This is a genomic window from Chitinophaga sp. W3I9, assembly GCF_050434025.1.
Taxonomy (GTDB): domain Bacteria; phylum Bacteroidota; class Bacteroidia; order Chitinophagales; family Chitinophagaceae; genus Chitinophaga.
The window spans coordinates 7,676,927-7,699,076 of record NZ_JBNPWC010000001.1 but is presented as its reverse complement, the minus strand read 5'-3'; the positions used below and the strand labels follow the sequence as shown (position 1 = coordinate 7,699,076).

The window sequence follows — 22,150 nt, the reverse complement described above, 5'->3', positions numbered from 1 at the left end:
AGCATATGAAACGGCTCCCGTTATCTTTCTACATCATTGTGTTCTTTTTATGCGCCTTTGCCTGTGCAAAACCGGCCCGGTCGGATGCCGGCGATAAGCCTCCGAAAGACACGCTCCCGGCAGGATCACCGGTGCAGCGGTATGGCGCGTTGCATGTATCCGGCCGCTACCTGAAAGATCAGCGTAACAATACTATATCCCTGCGCGGACAAAGTTTCGGCTGGAGCACCTGGTGGCCGCAGTACTGGAACCCGGGCGTAGTGAACTGGCTGACGGATGATTTCAAAACAGATATTGTCCGCGCCGCCATGGGCGTTGATGCAACGCCTGCTTATCTGAATGATCGTGCCCGACAGCTTGCACTGCTGAAGAAAGTAATTGACGCCGCGCTGGCAAAAGGCAGCTATGTAATTATCGACTGGCATTGCGAAGCATTTCACCAGGAAGAAGCGGTCGCCTTCTTCAAATTGATGGCGCAAACGTATGGTCATCATCCGCACATACTTTATGAAATCATCAATGAACCTAATAAAACGCAAACATGGGAACAGGTGAAATCCTATGCAGCGGCGGTGATTGCCGGTATCCGTGCATATGATCCGGATAATATTATAATTGTAGGTTGCCCGCACTGGGACCAGAAGATCCGCGAAGTAGCAGATGCGCCTTTAACCGGCTACAGTAATATTATGTACACGGTACATTTTTATGCGGCGTCACATGGCCAGTGGCTGAGAGATGACTGTGCTTATGCGCTCAGCAAAAACATTCCTGTATTTGTAACAGAGTGTAACGGCTCGGAAGCTACCGGCAGCGGCCACATCGACTATCCCCAATGGGAGGCGTGGTTTACGTTCCTGGAAAGCAACCAGGTAAGCTGGATTAACTGGTCGGTGTCCGATAAGCCCAACGAGTTATGTTCTATCCTGTTGCCCGGTGCGCCCGCAAATGGGGGCTGGACAGCTGCTCAGCTCACAGCATCCGGTAAATATATCCGGGCGAAATTAAGAGGCTACAGCACCCGCCCCTGACAATAATTATTTTTTACGCGACCATAATTTCCCTACGCCAATAAAAGCCAGGGACATTAAGGTGAACAGCACGCCCATTCCAACGGCGTTTATTAATGTTTGCCGGAAACCTAAATCATTTAAGTTGATAAACGGATAAGGGTAAAAACCGGAGAAGGAGCCACGGATCAGTACAAATAAAACATAAATCAGGGGATACCAGAGCCATGGAAGGAAGTCTTTCCATTGAAGGGAACTTTTGTTCACAAACACACACCAATATAAAACAAATAGTACCGGTACGATTACATGCTGTACTTCATTTAATATTTTTTGTAATCCTTCAAATTGGTAGAGGGGGCGAAGGATCACGTTATATATCAGTGCCACAATAGTAATATACACCGTTATAGCGGTAGCGGTGGTAGTCCGTGCAAAAAATCGTCCCCAGCTGCTATTGGGCGCTACTAACAACACCGTGCTGGAAATGGCTACCATAGCATTGGTAAGCAGGGTGAAATAACTGAAATACCGGATGAAATTCTCAAACCAGGGCGCCTGGTTACTGCCGATGGTGATGAAAAACTGTGGGATCAGGGCAAACCAGGCAAAGCAGGATAAGATCGCCAGGAAAATTTTTATTGAAATGGGTTTTTTCAGGCTCATCTTCCATTAGTATTTATACGAATATAATAATATAATCCCCATTTAGTGTATTCTTGGTGTGGATCACCTTCTGACGCAGGTTTCCGCTAAAAAAGGCCAGGGTATCTTTATCCTGGCCTTTTTTTAGCTAATTTTATCGGCAGAAAAGAAGGAAATGGAAGTATTCGGTAACCACAATCATACAATAATACATGGAGATGCGTTGCAGGCGCTGCAAACGCTGGTGCCGGATCATTCTGTGGATCTCATCTTCGCCGATCCTCCCTATAATATCGGCAAAAACTTTAACGGGCATATTGAAAAATGGGATACGGAAGAAGAATACCTTAACTGGTGCTATCAGTGGCTGGACCTTTGCCTAAAGAAACTCAAACCTGCCGGCAGCTTTTATGTAATGACCGCCACCCAGTTCATGCCTTATTTTGATATTTACCTGCGTCAGAAAATCAATATTCTCTCCCGCATCGTATGGAGTTACGATAGCTCCGGCGTACAGGCCAGGAAATACTTTGGGTCCATGTATGAGCCCATCCTGTTTTGCGTAAACGATAAAAACAACTACACTTTCAATGCAGCCGATATTCTCATTGAAGCCAAAACAGGGGCAAAAAGGAAACTGATCGACTACCGGAAAAGCACGCCGGCTGCCTATAACACGCAAAAAGTTCCCGGCAATGTATGGGACTTTGCACGGGTACGCTACCGCATGGATGAATATGAAAATCATCCCACCCAGAAACCTGTTGCCCTGCTGGAACGTATCATTAAAGCCAGTTCCAACCCGGGAGACGTAATCCTGGACCCGTTCTCCGGTACTTTCACTACCTGCGCGGTGGCTAAAGAGCTGGGAAGGAAGTGCATCGGTATAGAAATGCAGGAAGAATATGTAAAGATCGGGCTGCGAAGATTGCAGCTCGCAGATGAATACAAAGGCGAAAAATTACAACGTGAGATACGCTCCTTCGAAAGCGGCATCATCTGAATGGCCGCTGTACAATTCCGGTTGTACAGGGACTTTTTAAAACGGGATATATGGAATTACACGATCAGAAAATTGTGGCGGCTATTGAAGCCATCTGGGAAGAAGCAGAGGTGTTGTTTGAAAACAATGATCCTGCCAGGTATGCATTGAAGCTGGAAGAAGCCTGGGAACTGCTGCCAGCACCTAAAGAGGTGTATGACGAGAGCTATCATATTGCCCTTGCCATTGCAGAAACCTATTTCATATTAAAAGATTTTCCGGCCATGCTCCGCTGGGCAAATACCTTACAACAATGCGATCCTGCGCGTGCAGATGATGGTGAACGTGAATTTGTACTGGGTAAAGCCCGTTTTGAAAACGGAGATATGAAAGGAGCAGAAGAATATTTTACTACGGCTATGCATAAGTCGGCCGGGCGCGTATTTGAAGGAGTGGATGAAAAATACCTGCATGTATTTTCCGGCCTGGCAACTGTAGTGGAGGAAGAACTGCCGGCAGATATCCACGAAAAAGTAGAAGCTTTATCTGAGGCGGGCAACGAACTGGCGGATGCAGATGATTTTGATGGCGCCATTGCCCGGTTTACCGAAGCTTTGCAGCTCCTGCCGGAACCGGCGCGGAACTGGGAAGCCAGTACCTGGTTGTATGCCAGCATCGGGGATATGTATTACTTTAAAGGCAACTATGAGGCGGCCGCCAATAGCTTTTATGACGCCTTAAACGGCCCGGATGCACAGGCCAACGGCTTTGTGAATTTACGCCTGGGGGAAAGCCTGTATGAATTGAACCAGCATGATCAATCGCTGGAATACCTGTTAAGGGCGTATATGCTGGAAGGGAAGGAGATTTTTGCAGAAGAAGATCCCCGCTATTTTATTTTCCTGAAAACACATGTGAAATTATAGATCCGCTCTTTCTGCAAATTCATTGATGAGCCGTGCATGATCTCCGAGAGAATAAACTGCATCGATCAGGGGCGCATATTTCAGGGTATAGTTCCTGATCGTCAGCCGGGCAGCCTCTTCTCTTACAGTAGGATTAAACACGCTGCCTGCTTCATCAAACAGGAACCAGTCGCCCTGGATGCTGTCGCATGATTCGCAATGATTAGACCAGCAATGACTCCCCAGTGTATTTGACCACGCCCGTTTGTAACGCGGATAGTAATCATTCAGAAATGTTTGCAGGTTATCTGAAATGCTGGACACCTGCTGGAATACTGTAAAGAAATCCTGCGCCAGCCATACCGACTCATCCCGCTCATTCATATCTTTCTCATAAAAATAATTGCCGGCAAGCGCTATTACCCGGTTATTGTGCTGGCATTTCCAGCACGTCCTGCCAGCCTGCACAATACTTATTTCGGTGGGCAGAATAATGGCAGGATGCTTTTCCGGTATCCACCGGGCCACCTCTATGAGCCGGTCGTACCGGTCCTCCGGTAAATACCAGGCGCGCGCCACCTGATCCCATTGGGCGCCCATAGATGCAGCATGCTCTTTTTCCGCGTTGGGAACATTCAGTAGTAATGACATAAAAGCAGGATATGACTGAAGACTCTCTTCAATGAATTTAAGGAAAAAAAGGGGAATTCAGTGGACTGTTCATGATTCCTTAACGAATCCATTTGCGTACCAGCAGGAAGGCCGGTATCAGCAGCAATAAAAGCAGCCAATACCAGGAGAAACGGGAGGAAGACAGGACTGCCGCCGCCGTATTCCCCTGGAAGCTCAATGCGGCCCAGTAATAGGGAAGTTTATGCATGTCCGTTACCATGGGATCTTTAAGCCAGTTTAGCTTGGCCTGTTGCAGGGCAGTGGCGGCATTGTGTTGTATAGTGAGTTGCTCATAAAATTGTTGCATCAGCAGGGGAGCAGTGGCATCGTTTACATTCCAGTAAGCGGCTACCACTGCAGGCGTGCCACCCGCCATAAAAGCATGCGCCATACTCTGGATGCCTTCCCCGGTTACCAGGCGGCCGTCGCCGGTTTTACAGGCGCTCAGCACCACCAGGGCGGGGTGGCGGACAATACCATTCAATTCAAATAAGTAGAACGGCGCATCATACAACATGAGGTGCGGGGCAGCGGTGCTATCCTTTTGAGTGAACCCGTGCGTGCTGATATGTACAATGCCCGATTGCTCCAACGCATTCCTGAACTGTTGACTGTGTGCCTGTTCATTCACAAACCATTGCCCGTTATTTATCACCGGCGCCAGCAACTCTTTTTCTTTCATAACTCCCTGCAGGTCCGGTAATCCGGCGTGCTGCCGCGAAATAAAGAAACCGCTGAAGCCTTCGGGATTGCTATGGGCCTGCATCTGTAGGTTCCAGGTGCGCAATGAATAAGCGTAAGATACCGTTGCCTGTTTCACAAGAAAGGACCATTGCCCGATGGCGGATTTATATACAGGGTCTGTTATCAGGGCGTCCATTGGGAGTGTGTTGAGCGGACCATCCGGCATCAGCAGGTAACTGTAGCCGGCCTGTAATGGGTGCCCGGCAAATATTTTCGTATACAGGCGGTATGCTGCCTGGTGATAGGCCTTCGGATGGTTCACCATGGCCGACGGCCCTTCTTCAAAAAAATGCTGCTTAAAATAGCGGATCTCATCACGGTCCAGCGGCGTGCTATCCGCATACCGTATTCCCTGGTGATCCGATTCTATGCTGTATAAGGTATGCTCTCCCGCAAAGTAAGTCCGGATCCGCTGGCGGGGAGCCAGCCGGTGCAGCAGGCTGTCGGGCGAAAACAATTCATTGCCGTTATGTGCTGTCTGCCGTACTTTTTTCCTTAAAGTAGCCAGGTCCCAGGCCAGTCGCTGCTGGCGAAGCTGCAATAAGCTATCATTTTTACTACCGAGTAGCGCTTCTTTCCTGTAGTAGAGCTGCGCCTGCTCCAGCAGCCGGATTCGTTTTTGGATAGTATCGTTGCCGGAATGAATGGACTGCTGCTGCATTTCTTCCCACAATAACTGCGACTTGCTGTCTTCCATAAACTGCAGGATGGCCAGCTGGTAAGCTGCCTGGTGTGTGGTTTGCCAGCAGCGCCAGGCCAGTGCAATAGCGGCTTCATAACGGTAACGGCTATCTGATATAGCGGCCTCTTTGGCCGATGGGGATATATACTGGTGCCGCAACTCCCTTTCTGCGGTAAAGCTCAGGCGGTATAAGGACAGTGCTGTAGCGGGTTGCCCGAGCGACTGGTACACCGATGCTGTGGTGAAGAGGAGATCCAGCAGGGTGTATTCACCATAAACATCTTCAGTAGTAACTTTGCGTATATCCTTTCCCGGTAGTAATATTTTTGAGCAGCTATCCAGCCAGGGAAGCGCTTTTGCCGGTTGCTTACCCGAAGCTTGCAACTTCGCGATACGCAGGAACAGGCGGGCCTGTTCCCTCTTTCGCAGGGTGCGTTGGCTTTCCGGCATGGACAGCGCACGGAAGTAGTATTGTGCTGCGGTTTTGGGATCAGCGAGATAAATATCGCCTGCCTGCTGATAGGCCATAAACAGCCAGTGCGTGGCTTCCGGGTTGCCGGCGGGCTGCTGTTGCAGGATGCGGATACTTTGCGCAATACTTTGCCTGGCGGCCGGAAACTGGTGTAACTGCTGGCAGGCATCTGCCTGCTCAGACAACAGCAAACCATAGGTAGCACTGTGCTTATCCGCCAGCAGCAAGCCTTCCTGGCAGTATCGAAGCGATTGTTCCAGCTGCCCCATGTTGGCGGCAGTGTTAGCGAGATTGCTGTAAGTGGCTGCAGTAGCCTGACGATCGTTGAGCTCACGGGCAAATTCCAGCGCTATGCGGTGAATAAACAACGCCTGTTCGTAGTCGCCGAGCCGCGTATAATTGTTGCCCAGCGGCTTCAGGATATATTCCAGTACCAGGCCGGGATCAGTAACGGAGGTGTGTTGCCGGCCCCATTCAAAGGCTTGCTGGTAGGCGTCTGTAGAGGAAATGATATCGCCGCTTTGCAACAGGGAATAGCCCTGGTTAATGAGCAGGTCCATCCATGCCTGTATTTCATCGGTAGACCGGGGCGCCCGCCAGGCATTGGCAGCAGCTCTTTTCAGCTGTGCGGCCTTTTCTGCAGGCGAAGCGGCAGGGCATTGAATATAGGCGTAGATCCACTCATCCAGCCGGTTGGCGGCCTTGTGTTTTTTCAGCACTGCCGGTGCTGGGTCCTGCCAGGAAATCAACAGACCAGATACCGCCAGTAACAGCAGTACTTTTTTCAGGTAGGTGATATATGATCGGGCTCCAGCCATGGTATAATGGCTGAAGTTATGATTTATTACAGTTTGTAGATAGCGTATACAAAGAAACGATCGGGCGTGTTACCGGTTACCTGCCGCAGGTAACGCAACCCTATTGCCGGTCCGCTTTTTATTTTTCCTATCTGTATATCGGCAAAGGGCGCCGCGTTGATGCTGGCAAACCATTGCGGATCATCTTTGAGCGTTTTACTGACCGTGTTGGTGACCACGTCGGGTTGTTGCACACCGGTCAGGTATACTTTTGACTCAGTAGTAGTTTTGGTAGCAATATTTATTTGCGCCATCGCACCAATACCTACACCGATCCAATTGTTGAGGTTATACCGGAAATGTAACGGCACCAGTTGCAGCGACTGCCGCGTGGTGGTGGTGAGTTCATTCCTGCCCCTGATCAGGTACACCTGGCCGTTTACGGTGGTATCCCGTTTATCGCGTATGATGGTTGTTCCGGAAGATTCCTTTTCCAGCAGGCCGGCAAAGGCTTCCACCTGGAAGTAAGGACGGTCGGGTGCAAAAGGCGCCAATACGGCGCCGAGTTGTAGCGGCCCTTTCAGCGTATAGTCGCCGCTGTTAGGAGAAAACGTATAACCGGCAATAATCCCGGGAGAAAATCCTTTGATAAACCTGGCAGTGGCGCGGTTGGTATAAATGGGCTCGTTTTTATCAAAGATGATGGCCGCGCTGCTGCTGAAAGGAATCTTTTTGGGTTTCTTTTTGAACAGGATGGAATACCGCACAAATCCTTTGGTGGAATCAGGATCGGTAACACCTTCCTGCTGGAGGCCGGGGAGATAAATATTTCTGAAAACAAAATAGATGCTGTCTTTTGTCCGCACGGTATCCATACAGCTTTGCGACTGATAGGCGGAGTCGCAGGCGATGCAAGCAGGGCTTACTTCTTTTAGCTGTATAGTTTCTGTATTCAGTTGCCGTGGCACGGCGATGCCGATGGCCACTCTTTTTGCGGGCCCTTTGCCGGTATTCTGAAATTGAATTTTATAGGTCAGTTCTTTTTTCTTTCCCATAAAACGATAGTTGATCCGGTGTTTCCGCAGTTGCAGCCGGTTGGGGTCGTGGGAATTTACCACGGCCATTTCCAGCTCATATACTTCCGGTTGCGCCAACGCGTTGTCGGGCACCATCATGGCGGTCATGGTAACGGTTGCATTGGTGTCCTGCACCATTTCCGGCAGCGTGTGCATGTTGAGGAAAAGGAATTGTTCTGCGGTTTTGCCGGCATTGCTGAAGTGCAATACGGTATGACTGCTATATGCGCCCTGCATGGCCTGTAACATGGCTTTGGCAGCGGCGTTGTTCACTGCGGGTAAGCCGGCATGGGGGCCACGGGCCAGTGCTACGTCGGGTTCAATACCGGGCGTTTCCAGTTGAGCCAGCAAGGATTGCAGGGAGCTGCTGTCTTCCCCGTGGTAGCTTCTTTTTTCTGTAAGATCAAATGCCGCATGCCCAAACTGTTTCTCGTTATAAAACAGCAGGATGGTGCCGCTGCCCGCATCGCCGGCCATATTCCGGTAGCCAATAAGCGCCATGAAGTCCTCGCCAGGTTTGGGGTTCCGGTTTATCTTCATCTCTATATTCCCATTTCCGTGAAAGAAACGGGAAGCCCAGGCGCTGTTCTTTACAGGCTTCTTCACCTTTATGGGCCTGGGTTTGGTGGGCGGCGCCTTACCATCGTCGTAGTTATTGGTGGCGTATAGGCGTACCTGGTAGGTGCCGGTATCTTTGTAGTGCAGTTCCGGCGTTGGACTAAAACTGAAGGTGCCATCTCCCAGTTCCCAGAAATATGTATAGAAAGATGCGGGGGCGCCGGCTATCTGGCGCAGTGGGCGCAGCTTTGCAACGAGGTGCATACTGTCGTCGGTACCTTGTACTTCAATTTCCGGAGGAAGGGTATCCTGCGGAAATGATGGAGGTACAGGGGATTGCGCCATCACAACGCTTTGAAAGAAAAGTAATAGTGCTGCCAGGAGAGCTGTAGGTTGCATATAACATAAATATAAATAAATATTATATAAAAGCAGCAATAAGCCAACCGGGGGATTGACTTATTGCCTTCAGATTTGGAGTACTTGTAAACGGATAACAGGCCGGTTATTTGGAATTCATGCTGTTAATTAACGACAACAACGTAGCGGCATCCACAGCCTGCAGATCAAAGCTTACGGTGGAATAGTTATCGCTGCCTGCCGGTGTGCCGATGGTAACTGTTTTCTGTTCTGCATACAGCTGGCCATTTACGGCGCTGATAGCGAGGAAGGTGCCTTCCAGTCCTACGGGGATAGAGGTCTGGTAGCTATGGAAGCCTTCTTTACCAGCGGGAGGCGTCATAATAACGTTGTAGAATTTTACCAGTGTATTATAGTTTTTGGGTTTGAAGAACAGCATGCTGGGTTGTTCGCCGCCGTAGCTGCTGCCTGTTTCATTGTTAAAGTGATTAGTGAAATAAGCCATCACCGTGGTTTTGGGATTAGGCATATTAGCCAGTCCATCGCAGTTAACCCATCGGATAAGGCTGTCGAGCCGGAAGTTCATGGAGCCATTGGATGAATTGAACAGTGCATAACTGCTCTGGATCTGGTTCCATAACACGCCCCTCGAAATAGTGTGCTCGGTGGTAATGGTCACGGGCTGGTTGATGTAGTTAAAGCCGTGCTGGGTAACAGATACGGTGGTGTCGCCGTTCCACATCGGCACTTCTTTCATGCCATTCAGTACGTTATCTGCCGGTCTGGCGGGTACCTGTACCATGATGCCTTTGCCGGTATCATTCTTCGGTCGCAGGCCAAGGTCCTGATTGTTCTGGACGGCTCTCACAAAAAATTCTCCAAATGATACCAGCATCTTCCCATCGGCAGTAACAGTGGCTTTGTCCGACAGGATCATACTGCTCACATCCCTGATCTCTTTGATACTGATATCTACTGCGCCCGTAACAGGTGCCCCGCCGGCAGTAATAAAAACGTTGGGAGGAATATTGAATTTTGTTCCCTGGCTGGTAGTGATAACGCCGCCCGCTGCTGCATTTATGCTGAAGTGTTCAAATGGTCGGGCGTGACCGTCCAGGAATTCGGCCAGCATTTTAGCGTCCTGGCCTTTTTCCGGGCCGGGTATTTCCTGGCTGTTATTCTTTTTACAGGAAGAAATAGCCAGTGCGGCAGCTACCAGGCAGGTGATCGACGTTAAGGTAATCGCTTTCATAAAAGATATTTTTGTTGAGTAATGTTTTTGCTTGTTTGATAGTAGATCAACAGCCCTTTTATTTTGTTACCCCCTTTCCGGAATATTTTTTTAGAAAGATGTACTTTTAGTCAGCGCATGTTCCTGTCAACCCATGCGAATCACTTCCAGATGAGTATTCACCCCGACCAGCGATACCTTGAAGGTCTGCTCCAGAACGATACGTTGCTGGTGCAGGAGATTTATCAGCGTTTTGCGGGAAAGATCAAACACCATATCCTGCAACATCAGGGTACGGAAGATGATGCTGCCGATATTTTCCAGGAGTCCATTATAGATGTATACCACCAGGCAAAGTACAAACAGCTGCAGCTTACCTGTCCCTTTGAACCGTTCTTTTTATTGATCTGTAAAAGGAAATGGCTGAATGAACTAAAAAAAAGAGGCCGTCAGCCGGTAACAAAAAGACTGGATGATTTATATGATGTGGGAGAAGATGTATTTGCCGCGGCCGAACAGGTGGTAAAAGAGGAAGCCCGGATAGGCATCTACCTGGAACAGTTTGAACGGTTGGGGGAGAAGTGCCGGGAAATTCTCCGGCAATCGCTGACCGGTGAAGCCCAGGAAAAAATTGCAGCGGCCATGGGGGTTTCCTATGGTTATCTGCGGAAGAAAAAATCGGAGTGCATGGCTACATTGTTATCCTATATTCAGGCTCAGAAAATTTAGTGTATGGCTGCTTATAACCAGGAAGATATTATCCGTTACGTAGAAGGCGACATGCAGCCGGAAGAACTGCTGCAATTTGAAGCGGCCCTCCGGGAAGATGCTGCTTTGTCCGCATCGGTACAGCAATACCGCGAGGTCATTGCTGCCTTGTCGGACCGCTTAAAGCCTGATCCGGGGCTTCAGCAGTTGAAAACCACCCTGGAGGCACAACGCGCTGAACATTTCCGGCGTACAGGGAAAGTGGTGGGCTTTAAAAAGTACCTGGTCACAATCGGTATGGCCGCAGCGGTGCTGGGCGGGATCTTCTTATTCCGCTTTTATTCCCGCGATACCGGTTACATGGATACCTATGGCAATATTGAAATGCAGGTAGCCGCGGAGCGGGGAAATAGTGAGGATACACTGTTACAGTCAGCTGCATTATATTTTAACGAGAAGGCCTACACGAAGGTGATCCCTTTACTGGACAGCTATCTCAAAACAGATAGTAGCAGTCAAACCGCCCTTTATTACCGGGGAATAGCCCTTATCCAAACGGGTGCGGTGCAAACAGGTATGAAAGACCTGGTGAAAGTATACGAAGGGGAATCAGTATTTAAATATGATGCTGTGTTTTATATTGCCCTGTATCACGCACAGGCGCAGCATAAAAAAGAGGCACTGACCTGGTTAAATAAAATCCCGGCCGATGCCTCTGCTGCAGCGAAAGCTGCTGCGCTGGAGAAAGAATTGAAATAACGCGGATTTTGTCTTTCTCGCTGATTATACTGATTAGTTTGATTTTTACTTTTGGATTTTATAAAGGATTAAGGGAGATAGAAGCGGATATATTCGCTCTTATCTCCCTTAATTATTAAATCAGAAAAAATCCAAAAGTAAAAATCAAACTAATCAGTATAATCAGCGTAATCAGCGAGAAAGACAAAATTCGCGTATGATCAGTATTTATCGTCATTGATCTCCAGCCAGTAACCATCCGGGTCACGGAGGTAGATCTGCTGTACGCCATCCACTCTTTTGTTGATAGCACCGGCTTTGCCTGGCCAGTCTTCAAAAGGAATCTGGTGCTTTTTCAATACTTCCACGAAAGCCTGCATATCAGGCACGCTGAAGCAAAGGTGCGTGTTTTTGTCGTGCGCAGTGGCTTTGGCTGCGCCGGAAATAACGTGTACATGGCTGTTCTCACCCACTTTGAACCAGCTGTGTCTTCCATCTTTAAAGGGCTCTTCCATTGGTTCCAGCCCAATAATATCCCAGTAAAATTCCGTGCTTATTTTCAGATCTACTACGTACAACGCCATGTGGTTCAGCGATGGATACTTCTTTGCTTGTCCGCTCATGTGAATAGAAATACCGGTAAGCGCCAGAAAGAGGAGGCCGCCGGATAATAAAAACTTTTTCATACAAACAAGATAATGAGCACAAATGAAAAGTGCAAGAGCGGATGTTGTCTTTCTCGCTGATTACGCTGATTTACTTTTTTTGATTTTTTAAAAGATTTTGGGAGATATCAGCGATATACCCGCTGATATCTCCCAAAATCTTTTAAAATCCAAATAAAATCCAAAAGTAGAAATCAAATTAATCAGTAAAATCAGCGTAATCCTGAGAAAGACAACATCCGCTTAATTCGCTGCTTTGAATGCCACCGATTCAATAACCACGTCCAGTTTTTTCAGTGCAGGCATATCGGAGCGGAGTATTTTGTCGCCGGTGACCTGGTCGTATTGCTTGGGATCGCCGGTGTTATTGGCTTTCAGTATAACGATCACGCTTTTGCCTTCCAGGGCGCCGCCGTTCCAGCTGGATACCATTCCGCCGTTGGTCCATTCAAATGCGTTCAGCTTAAAGGGGCGGCCATTTACCTTGATGAGTTTATCCAATGGGTCGCCGGCTTTGATGCCGTAAGGCGATTTCCATTTGGAGGGGTAGTGCGAAAAGGTAAGGATGTTGCCATTTTCGCCGTCAAACTGTACTTCCAGTTCATTGTCGGTATCAGGATAGATCAGGTAAGCCTCGCCTTCTTTTTCGCCGGAGAGGTTGATGGCATCATGCTGGGTAACGTTATTGACGCCGTACATTTCCACCAGTTGTTCCGGGGTGCGTACCTGGAACAGGGGGCGTACTTCCCAGTTACGTGTATCCGCTGCCGGTGCAGAGGTGGTAGCTTCCGCATTACCAGTTGCCGTGGTGGCGGTGCTTTCATTGCCGCTGCTGGTGCTGGCCGGGGCGGTGGCTGCTGCCTGGTTGGCTGCTGCCACTTCCGCAATGGTAGCAGGTGGCTTTTTACCGGTTACCGGGCCTGTATAGGTGGCCAGGAAATCCGTTTTATCTTCCATGAGCGCTTTCACTTCGCCCTTATATTTGTTGGCGGTGTAGGTGGCAATGGGGAATACGCTGTTGGTTTGAAGTCCCATACTGCGCAGGTTGGTAATAAACCGTTGCCGGTTACAGTCGCTGTACTGGTAAAGGTATTTCAGCGCGGCATCGAAAGCTACCGGGTCTTTTTTCAGGTCAAAAACAGTAGAGTCGATATCCAGGCCGGCATTACCACTGCGGGTGAGCTGTTCAGCGATGTACCCGGTGATGGAATCATGCGGCAGCTGGTAGTGAGCGGCCACCCGGGCGGAGAAATCGTCTACGATATTTTGACTGAGTTTCGTTTGCGCGGTGAGTGTCACCGGAACGAGAAGGGCAACCAATATGAAAAACCTTTTCATGTGAGCTGTATTGAGAATCTTTAAAACTAACAACGTTAACTGGTTTGAGATCACTAATTTATGTAATCTTTGCCACAGCAGTTACCATTACCGCAATAATAGCGGGAATTAGTAAAACGTATGGATACTGAAATATAGTATTTTTAGAGGCAGGGGACGCCAAAGAAATGCCGTTACGGCGCGTTTATGGTGGAGATGGTACACTGTCGCGGGTTTTAATAAACGCCCCGTAATGCTTTTTTATATCCGCATAGATGTCGTAATCGGAAGCGTTTTTAATAAATGAATATTCCGGGCGGTAGTACCGCATAAAAAGCTGGAGGCTGTCGCCATCGAGCCGGGTCACTTTATTCACCATCGAGGGGGTGTATACACTGTTTACATACATCTCCTGTTCTTTATCCAGCAACATATGTTTGAAGGCGATCTTCTTTTTATTCTTCTTAAACTGCGTAACCCGGTATAGTTTGTTGATATCAACGGCGGTGATCTTGTAAACTTCGAACCATTTGGGCCGGCGGAAGGTCATCTCTCTGCTGTATTCTTCCCGGAAGGCAGCAGAATCTTTAAAAAAATTATACCGGACAATATTCACTGTTTTCAGTTGTACCGGTGGTTTCGTGGTGGTATCGGCAGTTTTGGCCTGTGCAAAACTGCGGGTCGCGGCAAAGCATAATATAATTATCCAGGTGGTTACTACGGGCTTCATCGGCAGTTAAAATACTTTCTTCTGTTGAAAGAAAAAATTAAATAAACATATCTTCGGCACAGAAAATATTCTGATGAAGTATCAACCGCTTTTATTGAAATGCTTGTTGCTGGCATTGCTGATTGGTTTCCTGGCGTCGTGTGATCAAAGCAAAAAACAAAAGTTCAGCGTGGAAGATGTACCGGATCCCAAAAAATCCGGTGGGGGGTATGTAAGTAATCCCGACCAGCTGATTTCAGCAGCTGCCGTGAATGAGCTGAATGAAAAGTTATCCACTCTGGATAACGCTGGTAAGGCGCAGGTGGCGGTGGTCATACTGCACAGTATCGGCGACAATGAAACGCGCGACTTTGCCCATAAACTGTTTAATTACTGGAAAATAGGAGATAAGGAAAAAAATAACGGGCTGCTGATCCTGATGGTGGAAGATGCCCGTAAACTGGAATTTGAAACGGGGTATGGCCTTGAGGCAGATATGCCGGATATTATCTGTTTTCGTATCCAGCAGGAATATATGATCCCGCGCATCAAAGAGCACAACTATGATGCAGCCTTTACGGACGGTATTAAGTCAGTGGCCTCCCTGTTTGATAACGGCAACTATGCATACAATATGCTGCCGGATCTGCCCCGGGCTGATTCCTCCCTGATGGCTGCCGATACCATAGTTATTGCCGGAGATGAGGCCACCATGCCGGCCACCGTGCCGGCGACAGATGGCGACGTAATAGACGTAGCTCCCCAATCATTTGCCAGTACAGATCAGGCCACCAATTCCGCTTCCAATGACTATACCGGCGATTTCTCGTTTACTGCCATTATCTTCTGGTTATTCGCCTCGGCGGCAATGATGCATGTTTTCTTCGGGAAAAAAGCAAAGCGGAGGGACGATGATCCGGATGCGGAGCCATTGGCCATAACGGCTGTTCCCAATGAATTCCTGCGTCCACGCTGGATTGGCCTGATCATTATTCACGCTATCGCTTTCTATACCATTTTTTATATCGCTACAAAGCGGCACACAGATGTAGGCTTTCTGAAAGTATTCCTGGTCTACTACCTGGTGTGGCTGGTGTTTATGCATGCAGCGGTGTTGCTGATCATGCTCCGTTCTGCAGTGATGCTGAGAAATGATGACCGCCACCTGAAATGGCTGCGGTTGGAGGTATTGAGGAGGGATCTGCGGATTGCCGGTTACGTGTTCCCACTGCCCTATTTATGGCTGTATATGATGTGGCTGAAGTCCCGGCTCAATCATCTGCGGAACGATGTGTATGATTGCCCGCAATGCACACATGCGATGCATAAACTGGATGAAGCAGATGATAACACCTACCTGGAAAAGGGGCAGGTGGTGGAGGAAGAACTGGATTCGGTTGACTATGACGTATGGCGCTGCGATACCTGCAATACCCAAACAGTACTGAATTACACGAATATGCGCTCCGCGCTGGCAGATTGCCCATCTTGCAAACATAAAACCTATAAGTGTAAGAAAACGGTGACGAAAAAGCGCGCAACCACTTCCTCCGAAGGGTGGGGTATCAAGGAATATGCCTGTGCATTTTGTGCTTATGCACATGACTACCAGTTTGTTATTCCAAAGATATCCAAATCATCATCATCTTCTTCTTCCGGAAGCTCTTCGTCATCGTCCTCTTCTTCCAGCTGGGGTGGCGGGTCTTCGGGCGGTGGCGGAGCAAGCAGCAGCTGGTAAATCCTTTCTCCCGGAATAAAAAAGAGCCGGTGTAAAACCGGCTCTCCTGTTAAACTGAATAACTATGTTGTTTTAATTATCGGCATTCATTTTACCAACCACTTTATATCCTGCGATAGAATTATCGCTGTTCAGAACTGACTGGTAATACATGCCGTCTGGTGATAAGTAATACTGCTGACCATTGATGTTCACGGAGCGGCTGTTATCCGGCAGCTGTGAAACCATATCTGTACCACTGTTGCCTGCGCCGTTATCGGGATTGTTATTTCCCTGGTCATCATTAATGGTCACTGTTTTATCGCCTATTTTACCATTTTTGCCAACTACTACATAACGTCTGCCGTTATCCGTCATGGACTCCTGGTAATAGGTGCCATTCAGTTCGTAATAGGTATTTCCGTCTACCTGTATTTCTTCTGCGCCTTCCGGCAGGTCCGGTACTGCTGCGCCGACGGGAGCTTCCACTACTTTATAGCCTTTGGTATCGCCGGTCGACTGGTAATAGGTTCCTCCGTAATAGTACATTGGACCAAAGGAGGCGCCCAGGGAGAAGTAACCGAAAGGCAGTGAGGAAACATATAATCCCAATGGCGGGAAGAACGGATTGTAGTAAGGTCTGTACCAGGGACGTCCGTAATATATGCGTCCGCGGTAAACCGGGCCACGATAACCGTGATAATAGCCTCTGTTTACCGGGGCCACTACCCGTGGAGAATACATGCGGGGGGACGCGTATACCCTGCCGCTACCGCCTGACCGGAATCCTCCGCCACCGCCATGATAACCTCCACCGCGGCCACCGCCCTGACCTGAGCTAACACGTTGCGCATAGGCGTTGCTTACTGTAAATGTGCCCAACAGGCCAACCAGCACAAACAGTATATAAAGTCTGTTTTTCATTTTTTTTAACATTTGGTAATCGTCTCTTCAGTTCTCTTTCGCTGTCATTTATTAGACGGTAAAGGGGGCTTGAAGTTTAACTGCAATACCATATAATGCAAAAATGCGGCCGGTTTGCTGAAATGCGGCTGTTTACTGGGTGCTGGTAGTATTAATAGCCGCCATAAAGCGTTTGGCGAGATTTCCTATCTCCGCTGATTTTACCACCTGGTTTATCCACTGGGCAGGCAGCTGGTCAAACCCGTAGTGGAGGCCCGCCGCCGCACCGGCCACTGCGCCGGTGGTATCTGTATCTCCTCCCAGGTTTACAGCAGTGAGCACGCAGCTTTGGTAATCCTGCGTAGTGAGCAGGCACCAGAGGGCGCTTTCCAGGGTATGTATTACGTAACCGGAGCTAAGGATCTGTTGTTCAGGGATAGCGGCTATATTTTGCTGTAATACACGCTCATAAAGCTTTATTTCCGCCGGGTTAAAGGGCTGGGTGCCCAGGTAGGCGTTTACACTCCGCTGCATCTGCAAATAAGCCTCCCGGAGATCTTTCAGGGAAAGCAGCGCCCGGAGAAATTCCACGTAGATAAAACAGCCCAGTACCGAGCGGAAATGCTGGTGCGTAATGCCAGACACTTCCCGGATAACCTGGTAACGCGTATGGATATCATTTTCGTTGGTGAGGAACAGGGCAAGCGGCATCATGCGCATTAAAGATCCGTTGCCGTTTTCAAATTCCTCAAATCCACCGCTTACCAGGGGCGACGTGCCGGTACTTACCCTCAGCAGCGCCCGGCGGGTAGTATGACCAATATCAAATACCTCGTTATGCGCGCCCCAGTAACCTTCCGATGACCAGCGCACAAACGACTGCGCCATGTTTTGAAGGTTGTAACCGGTTATCAGGCTTTCCGCTGTGCAGAAAGTGAGGGAGGAATCATCTGAAAATGTGCCGGGAGGCTGATTCCAGCATCCATATCCCGTGAGGGTGGTAATGGGATTTTCTGAGAGATAACTACGCGTTTTGAATTCTACCGGTACGCCCAATGCATCGCCGATAGCGATACCGTAAAAAGCGCCTGTAATTTCTTGTTGCATGGGATAGAATAACTAACGTTAAGGTACATATGAAATTATAGCAATGAATATACGGTTGATTTGTTAATTCTGACCATCAGAATATGATATTTATACAACAAATTTTTTGATCTCCGGTATTCATTTTATTCAGCATTTTTTTGTTCCATTCAGGATTGTTCATTGTAATAATGGCTGCAAAACCTGTTTTCCGGGAATGGTAACTCCCTACCTTTGCTTTATCACGATGAACATATCGCTGAAAAGAATTACCGAAAATCTGTTTTTTAGCTTGTCTGGAGCATTTATATAACCTTGTTGTCACAGTTAACCCGGTTACAATACAAAGGTTATTCAACCATTATTAGCAGCGCCAAATAGCTGGCTATTCCTTGTATTTATTTATTGAAAACGAAAATTAACCCACATGCAATCTTTTTTGTTCAACCGGCATTTTCAAACATGCACATTTCTTGGACATTACCACTATCAGTTATTTTTTTTTGTGTTGAATTAGCAGAACAGCTGTTGCTTTCGGTACGCCAGGTCCTGATCAGGGTTCAGGAAGATCAGGCATAGGAAAATGGTGATGTATTACCGGCATTGATATGCGGTAACTGGTCAGACCTGGTTTTACCGGATAGCTGTCACGGGAGCGGCATGTACACTTGCAGCTAAAAGTATTCATTGTTTGTTCCCGGCTACAGTTAACCAATCAAATCCTATTCACATGGGGTGATAGTACATACAAGAACGGACCGTTTTTCCAGGCAGTCCGGTTTTTTTAACATTGAGATGAACATTTAGTTGAAGTCTTTGCGACGCATGTTAAACGGGGCCGCTTATTCAGGTAGTCCCCTGTTTTTCAATCCCATAAAAATTTTATATGAAAAGATTATTGGAGTGCAACATACACGATGGAAGCTTTATGCCCTGGACCGTTTTTCTAAACGGTCCCCATTACCGGAATCACCAATATGAAGGCGCATACCCTGCATATTGTTTAAATATAAAGCCATACGTTAAACCGATCAGTGTAGAAACGAGATCATTTATGCTGCGATTGATTCGGAAAACCGGGGGACTGTTTTTCCAGGCGGTCCCCATCTTTGAAAACCAGGCTGGCAACAGTCTTCCTGATACAACGCTTTTTCATAGGTTCAATTTGATTTGGGAAAGGAAGGGACCATCTTTCCAGATGGTCCTGATTTCTTCCTCCGGATCATCCTGACGAAATTCATTCAACAATGGATCGGACATACTAAAAAACAGGGGCTGTTTTTCCAGGCGGCCCCATCTCCTGACCAACACATGGTAACGCAGCGGCAGTGCCGCGCTTACTGCAACATAGCTCATTTTTGAGGTGGACGTAAATTGATATCGGGGCTGTTTATCAAAACAGCCCACTATTTTAAACCGGATTTATGTGAAAAATGAAAGTTTTGGTGATAACTTCGTTACCTGCACTTTCACAGAAAGCGCTTGTTGAAAACATCGTAAACCCGGAAACGCATGCAATATCACCTCCTCGGAAAATCAGGCCTCGCCGTCAGTGAAATCGGATTCGGCTGCATGTCGCTCGGAAATGATGATGCCGCTAACGCAAGCCTTCTTCATCACGCCTGCGACCAGGGAATCAATTTCTTTGATACCGCCGACCTCTATGAACACGGGCAAAATGAAATCACCATAGGCAAAGCACTGCAGGACAGAAGATCATCTGTAATCATCGCCACCAAAGTAGGGAACCAGTGGAAAGAAGATGGCAGCGGATGGGACTGGAATCCCCGCAAAGCATACATCATGGCGGCTGTAGAAGCAAGTTTACAACGGCTGAAAACAGATTATATCGACCTGTATCAGCTACATGGCGGCACTATTGCCGATCCCATAGATGAAACAATTGAGGCCTTTGAAACCCTGCAACAGCAAGGGAAAATAAGGTATTATGGCATCTCTTCCATCCGCCCCAATGTGATCCGCGAGTATGTACAGCGGTCGGGTATGGTAAGTGTAATGATGCAATACAGCCTGCTGGACCGGCGTCCGGAAGAAACGGCGTTCCCTTTATTGCTGGAAAACAACATCGGTGTGCTGGCAAGGGGAAGTGTGGCAAAAGGCCTGCTGGTAAATAAACCCGCGGCGCCTTACCTCAACTATACTGCGGAAGAAGTGAGCGCTGCCGCCGCTGCGGTAAAAACGTTCAGCACAGCTTCCCGGGATGCTGCGCAAACGGCGCTGCGGTTTGTATTGCAGCAGCCGGCGGTTTCCAGCGCTGTGGTAGGCATACGCACCACCGCACAACTGGAAGATGCACTGCGCGCTGTGAAATCCGCAGCACTGCTGCCGGATGAAATAAAAAAACTGCAACAGGCAGTAACCATAAACACGTATGATCAGCACCGGTAGCAATTTGCGCTGCTCCCTGCCTTCATGCTGCTTACATTATATTGTACCCCATCTAAGCCGCTGTTATGCAAAAACTGAAAGTAGGAATGTTATTGTTTCCTGAGTTAACCGTCCTCGATTTTACAGGACCTTACGATGTATTTGTGAAGGCGCCCTGTTTTGAAGTGATCGTTATCGGGGAAACCACTGGTATTATCCAGGCAGAAGGCGGCTTGTTGCTGCAGCCACAGGTAGCGCTGGCGGATTGTCCGCAACTGGATATTATTTTTGTTCCCGGTGGGAGAGGAATCAATGGGTTACTCACCAACGCCGTAGTGCTGAAGTTTCTGCAGGATCAGGCGGTAAAGGCAAAGTATATCACATCTGTTTGTACAGGTGCATTGGTGCTGGCCGCAGCAGGATTGCTCGATGGATTCAAGGCTACTACTCACTGGCGTTCGCTGGAATTGTTACGGATGTTCGGTGTGGAAACGGTAGAAGAAAGAGTAGTGAGAGACCGGAGCCGCATTACCGGCGGGGGCGTAACCGCAGGCATCGATTTCGGATTGGTGCTGACAGCACTTATAGCCGGAGATGAAGTGGCTAAAATTATACAGCTGCAACTGGAATATAATCCCGCGCCGCCATTCAGGGCAGGATCGCCACATACCGCGGGATTGCCGGTGCTGCAAAAAGCGAAAGAACTCAGCGCGCAGATGCTGGATGCCAGGAAGAAAATTATCCGGCAACTACTGCTGGATCGCGCTCCCTCCTCAGCAGGGCCCTCCTGATGCTACGTACTTCGCGCAGGCTGATCATCCGGTTTTGTTCAGGATCCCATACCTTCAGCCGGAAACAGGCGCACACATCCCGGAAGCCCAGGCTGGTGGTTTTAACAGACTGCATGGCAGGTATCTTTTGCATTACTTCCGGTAAACGGTAAAAGGGAATACGTGCATTCAGGTGATGAATATGATGATAGCCAATATTGCCGGTAAACCATTTCATTACAGGATTCATTACCATATAGCTGGAAGACAACAGTGCGGCCTTATCATAACACCATTCCTTGTTTACATTGAACGTAACGCCCGGAAAATTATGCTGCGCATAAAAAAGATAGGCGCCCAGTCCGCATGCAATGGTAAACGGAATCAAGATAAACAACAACCAGCTTTGCCAGCCCAGGAAGTAAATCACAGCCGCGCTACCACCGATATGAATGATCAGCGCCAGTAAAGAATCCAGGTGTTTACGCGGACTGCTTAAAAAAGACTGTACACACATGCCGATCATAAACATCGACAGGTAACCGGCTGCAATTGTTATCGGGTGGCGGCTGAACAGGTAAGTTCTCCTCTCTGCCGGTGTTATGGATTCAAATTTCTTACGGGTAATAATAGGGTAGGAGCCAATGCTGGCGCTGAACAACTTCGAATTATGTTTATGGTGGTAATCGTGCGAACGCTTCCAGATACTGGAAGGCGCCAGCACATATACCCCGAAAGTAACCATGATTGCTTCCGCTAACCAGGATTTATGCAGAATAGCATGATGCTGATGATCATGATAAATAACAAACATCCTTACGATCAGTAATCCGGAAAGAATACTGGCCATTATTTTAAGTACCAGGTCAGGCAATACCAGGGTGCCTGTTAAGGCCAGCATCAACAGTAGTAATGTTGATATTGTATAGAGCCAGCTTTTGGCTCTCTCTTCGCGCGCATATGGCTTGGTAGCCAGTATCAGTTGTTTCCCTTCCAGCATAATTGTCGTAGGATG

General features: G+C 48.3%; 20 protein-coding genes. 8 read left to right on the top strand and 12 right to left on the bottom strand.

All coding sequences use genetic code 11. The annotated features are described in order from the left end of the window. Window positions 1-5 precede the first annotated feature (5 nt). A complete protein-coding gene (locus tag QFZ51_RS31315) occupies window positions 6-1,031 on the top strand; it encodes a glycoside hydrolase family 5 protein (protein WP_429051503.1) in 1,026 nt (341 codons plus the stop codon). 6 nt (window positions 1,032-1,037) lie between these two features. Here QFZ51_RS31315 and QFZ51_RS31310 read toward each other — a convergent pair whose 3' ends face one another. Continuing rightward, window positions 1,038-1,676 carry a Pr6Pr family membrane protein gene (locus QFZ51_RS31310; protein ID WP_429051501.1) on the bottom strand — a complete coding sequence of 213 codons (639 nt, stop codon included), beginning with the start codon at window positions 1,674-1,676 and terminating at the stop codon, window positions 1,038-1,040. Window positions 1,677-1,830: 154 nt separating this feature from the next. Between QFZ51_RS31310 and yhdJ the strand changes: the two genes are divergently transcribed. After that, window positions 1,831-2,658, top strand: coding sequence for an adenine-specific DNA-methyltransferase (yhdJ, locus tag QFZ51_RS31305; protein WP_429051499.1), 828 nt, complete (start codon window positions 1,831-1,833; stop codon window positions 2,656-2,658). Between the two features lie 50 nt (window positions 2,659-2,708). Beyond that, window positions 2,709-3,563: a tetratricopeptide repeat protein gene (locus tag QFZ51_RS31300; protein WP_429051497.1), complete on the top strand. Its 855-nt coding sequence runs from the start codon at window positions 2,709-2,711 to the stop codon at window positions 3,561-3,563. Here the strand turns inward: QFZ51_RS31300 and QFZ51_RS31295 are convergent. From QFZ51_RS31295 to QFZ51_RS31280, 4 genes are all read right to left on the bottom strand, one after another. Beyond that, window positions 3,558-4,193 (bottom strand): DUF5710 domain-containing protein, encoded by a 636-nt coding sequence (locus QFZ51_RS31295; RefSeq protein WP_370912614.1) that lies wholly within the window; start codon window positions 4,191-4,193, stop codon window positions 3,558-3,560. The genes QFZ51_RS31300 and QFZ51_RS31295 overlap by 6 nt on opposite strands. A 79-nt stretch (window positions 4,194-4,272) precedes the next feature. Continuing rightward, entirely contained in the window at window positions 4,273-6,930 is a 2,658-nt protein-coding gene (locus QFZ51_RS31290) for a CHAT domain-containing protein (protein ID WP_429051495.1), read from the bottom strand. A gap of 26 nt (window positions 6,931-6,956) precedes the next feature. After that, window positions 6,957-8,942: a DUF7619 domain-containing protein gene (locus tag QFZ51_RS31285; protein WP_429051494.1), complete on the bottom strand. Its 1,986-nt coding sequence runs from the start codon at window positions 8,940-8,942 to the stop codon at window positions 6,957-6,959. A 106-nt stretch (window positions 8,943-9,048) separates the two neighbouring features. Beyond that, window positions 9,049-10,155 (bottom strand): hypothetical protein, encoded by a 1,107-nt coding sequence (locus QFZ51_RS31280; RefSeq protein ID WP_429051492.1) that lies wholly within the window; start codon window positions 10,153-10,155, stop codon window positions 9,049-9,051. A 117-nt stretch (window positions 10,156-10,272) separates the two neighbouring features. Between QFZ51_RS31280 and QFZ51_RS31275 the strand changes: the two genes are divergently transcribed. Further along, window positions 10,273-10,863: an RNA polymerase sigma factor gene (locus QFZ51_RS31275; RefSeq protein ID WP_429051491.1), complete on the top strand. Its 591-nt coding sequence runs from the start codon at window positions 10,273-10,275 to the stop codon at window positions 10,861-10,863. 3 nt (window positions 10,864-10,866) lie between these two features. Beyond that, a complete protein-coding gene (locus QFZ51_RS31270; RefSeq protein ID WP_429051489.1) occupies window positions 10,867-11,601 on the top strand; it encodes an anti-sigma factor family protein in 735 nt (244 codons plus the stop codon). Between the two features lie 200 nt (window positions 11,602-11,801). Here the strand turns inward: QFZ51_RS31270 and QFZ51_RS31265 are convergent, their stop codons facing one another. From QFZ51_RS31265 to QFZ51_RS31255, 3 genes are all read right to left on the bottom strand, one after another. After that, a complete protein-coding gene (locus tag QFZ51_RS31265; RefSeq protein WP_429051488.1) occupies window positions 11,802-12,266 on the bottom strand; it encodes a VOC family protein in 465 nt (154 codons plus the stop codon). A gap of 222 nt (window positions 12,267-12,488) precedes the next feature. Further along, window positions 12,489-13,583, bottom strand: a complete 1,095-nt coding sequence (locus tag QFZ51_RS31260; protein ID WP_429051487.1) for a hypothetical protein — start codon at window positions 13,581-13,583, stop codon at window positions 12,489-12,491. A gap of 184 nt (window positions 13,584-13,767) precedes the next feature. After that, window positions 13,768-14,292, bottom strand: a complete 525-nt coding sequence (locus QFZ51_RS31255; RefSeq protein WP_429051486.1) for a hypothetical protein — start codon at window positions 14,290-14,292, stop codon at window positions 13,768-13,770. 73 nt (window positions 14,293-14,365) lie between these two features. Between QFZ51_RS31255 and QFZ51_RS31250 the strand changes: the two genes are divergently transcribed. After that, window positions 14,366-16,009, top strand: a complete 1,644-nt coding sequence (locus QFZ51_RS31250; RefSeq protein ID WP_429051484.1) for a TPM domain-containing protein — start codon at window positions 14,366-14,368, stop codon at window positions 16,007-16,009. A gap of 72 nt (window positions 16,010-16,081) precedes the next feature. Here the strand turns inward: QFZ51_RS31250 and QFZ51_RS31245 are convergent, their stop codons facing one another. The 3 genes from QFZ51_RS31245 to QFZ51_RS31235 form a co-directional block, all read right to left on the bottom strand. Continuing rightward, window positions 16,082-16,912, bottom strand: a complete 831-nt coding sequence (locus QFZ51_RS31245; RefSeq protein WP_429051482.1) for a DUF6515 family protein — start codon at window positions 16,910-16,912, stop codon at window positions 16,082-16,084. A gap of 132 nt (window positions 16,913-17,044) precedes the next feature. Then, complete coding sequence (locus QFZ51_RS31240; protein WP_429051481.1) at window positions 17,045-17,998, bottom strand: ADP-ribosylglycohydrolase family protein; 954 nt, start codon at window positions 17,996-17,998, stop codon at window positions 17,045-17,047. Between the two features lie 1,131 nt (window positions 17,999-19,129). Beyond that, complete coding sequence (locus QFZ51_RS31235) at window positions 19,130-19,333, bottom strand: hypothetical protein (protein ID WP_370912602.1); 204 nt, start codon at window positions 19,331-19,333, stop codon at window positions 19,130-19,132. 156 nt (window positions 19,334-19,489) lie between these two features. Here QFZ51_RS31235 and QFZ51_RS31230 point away from each other — a divergent pair, with 156 nt between their 5' ends. Then, window positions 19,490-20,386: an aldo/keto reductase gene (locus tag QFZ51_RS31230; protein ID WP_429051480.1), complete on the top strand. Its 897-nt coding sequence runs from the start codon at window positions 19,490-19,492 to the stop codon at window positions 20,384-20,386. Window positions 20,387-20,451: 65 nt separating this feature from the next. Then, entirely contained in the window at window positions 20,452-21,156 is a 705-nt protein-coding gene (locus tag QFZ51_RS31225) for a DJ-1/PfpI family protein (RefSeq protein WP_429051478.1), read from the top strand. Here QFZ51_RS31225 and QFZ51_RS31220 read toward each other — a convergent pair. Further along, window positions 21,104-22,135, bottom strand: a complete 1,032-nt coding sequence (locus tag QFZ51_RS31220; RefSeq protein ID WP_429051477.1) for a fatty acid desaturase family protein — start codon at window positions 22,133-22,135, stop codon at window positions 21,104-21,106. The two genes, QFZ51_RS31225 and QFZ51_RS31220, sit on opposite strands and share 53 nt — an antisense overlap. Window positions 22,136-22,150: the final 15 nt, after the last annotated feature.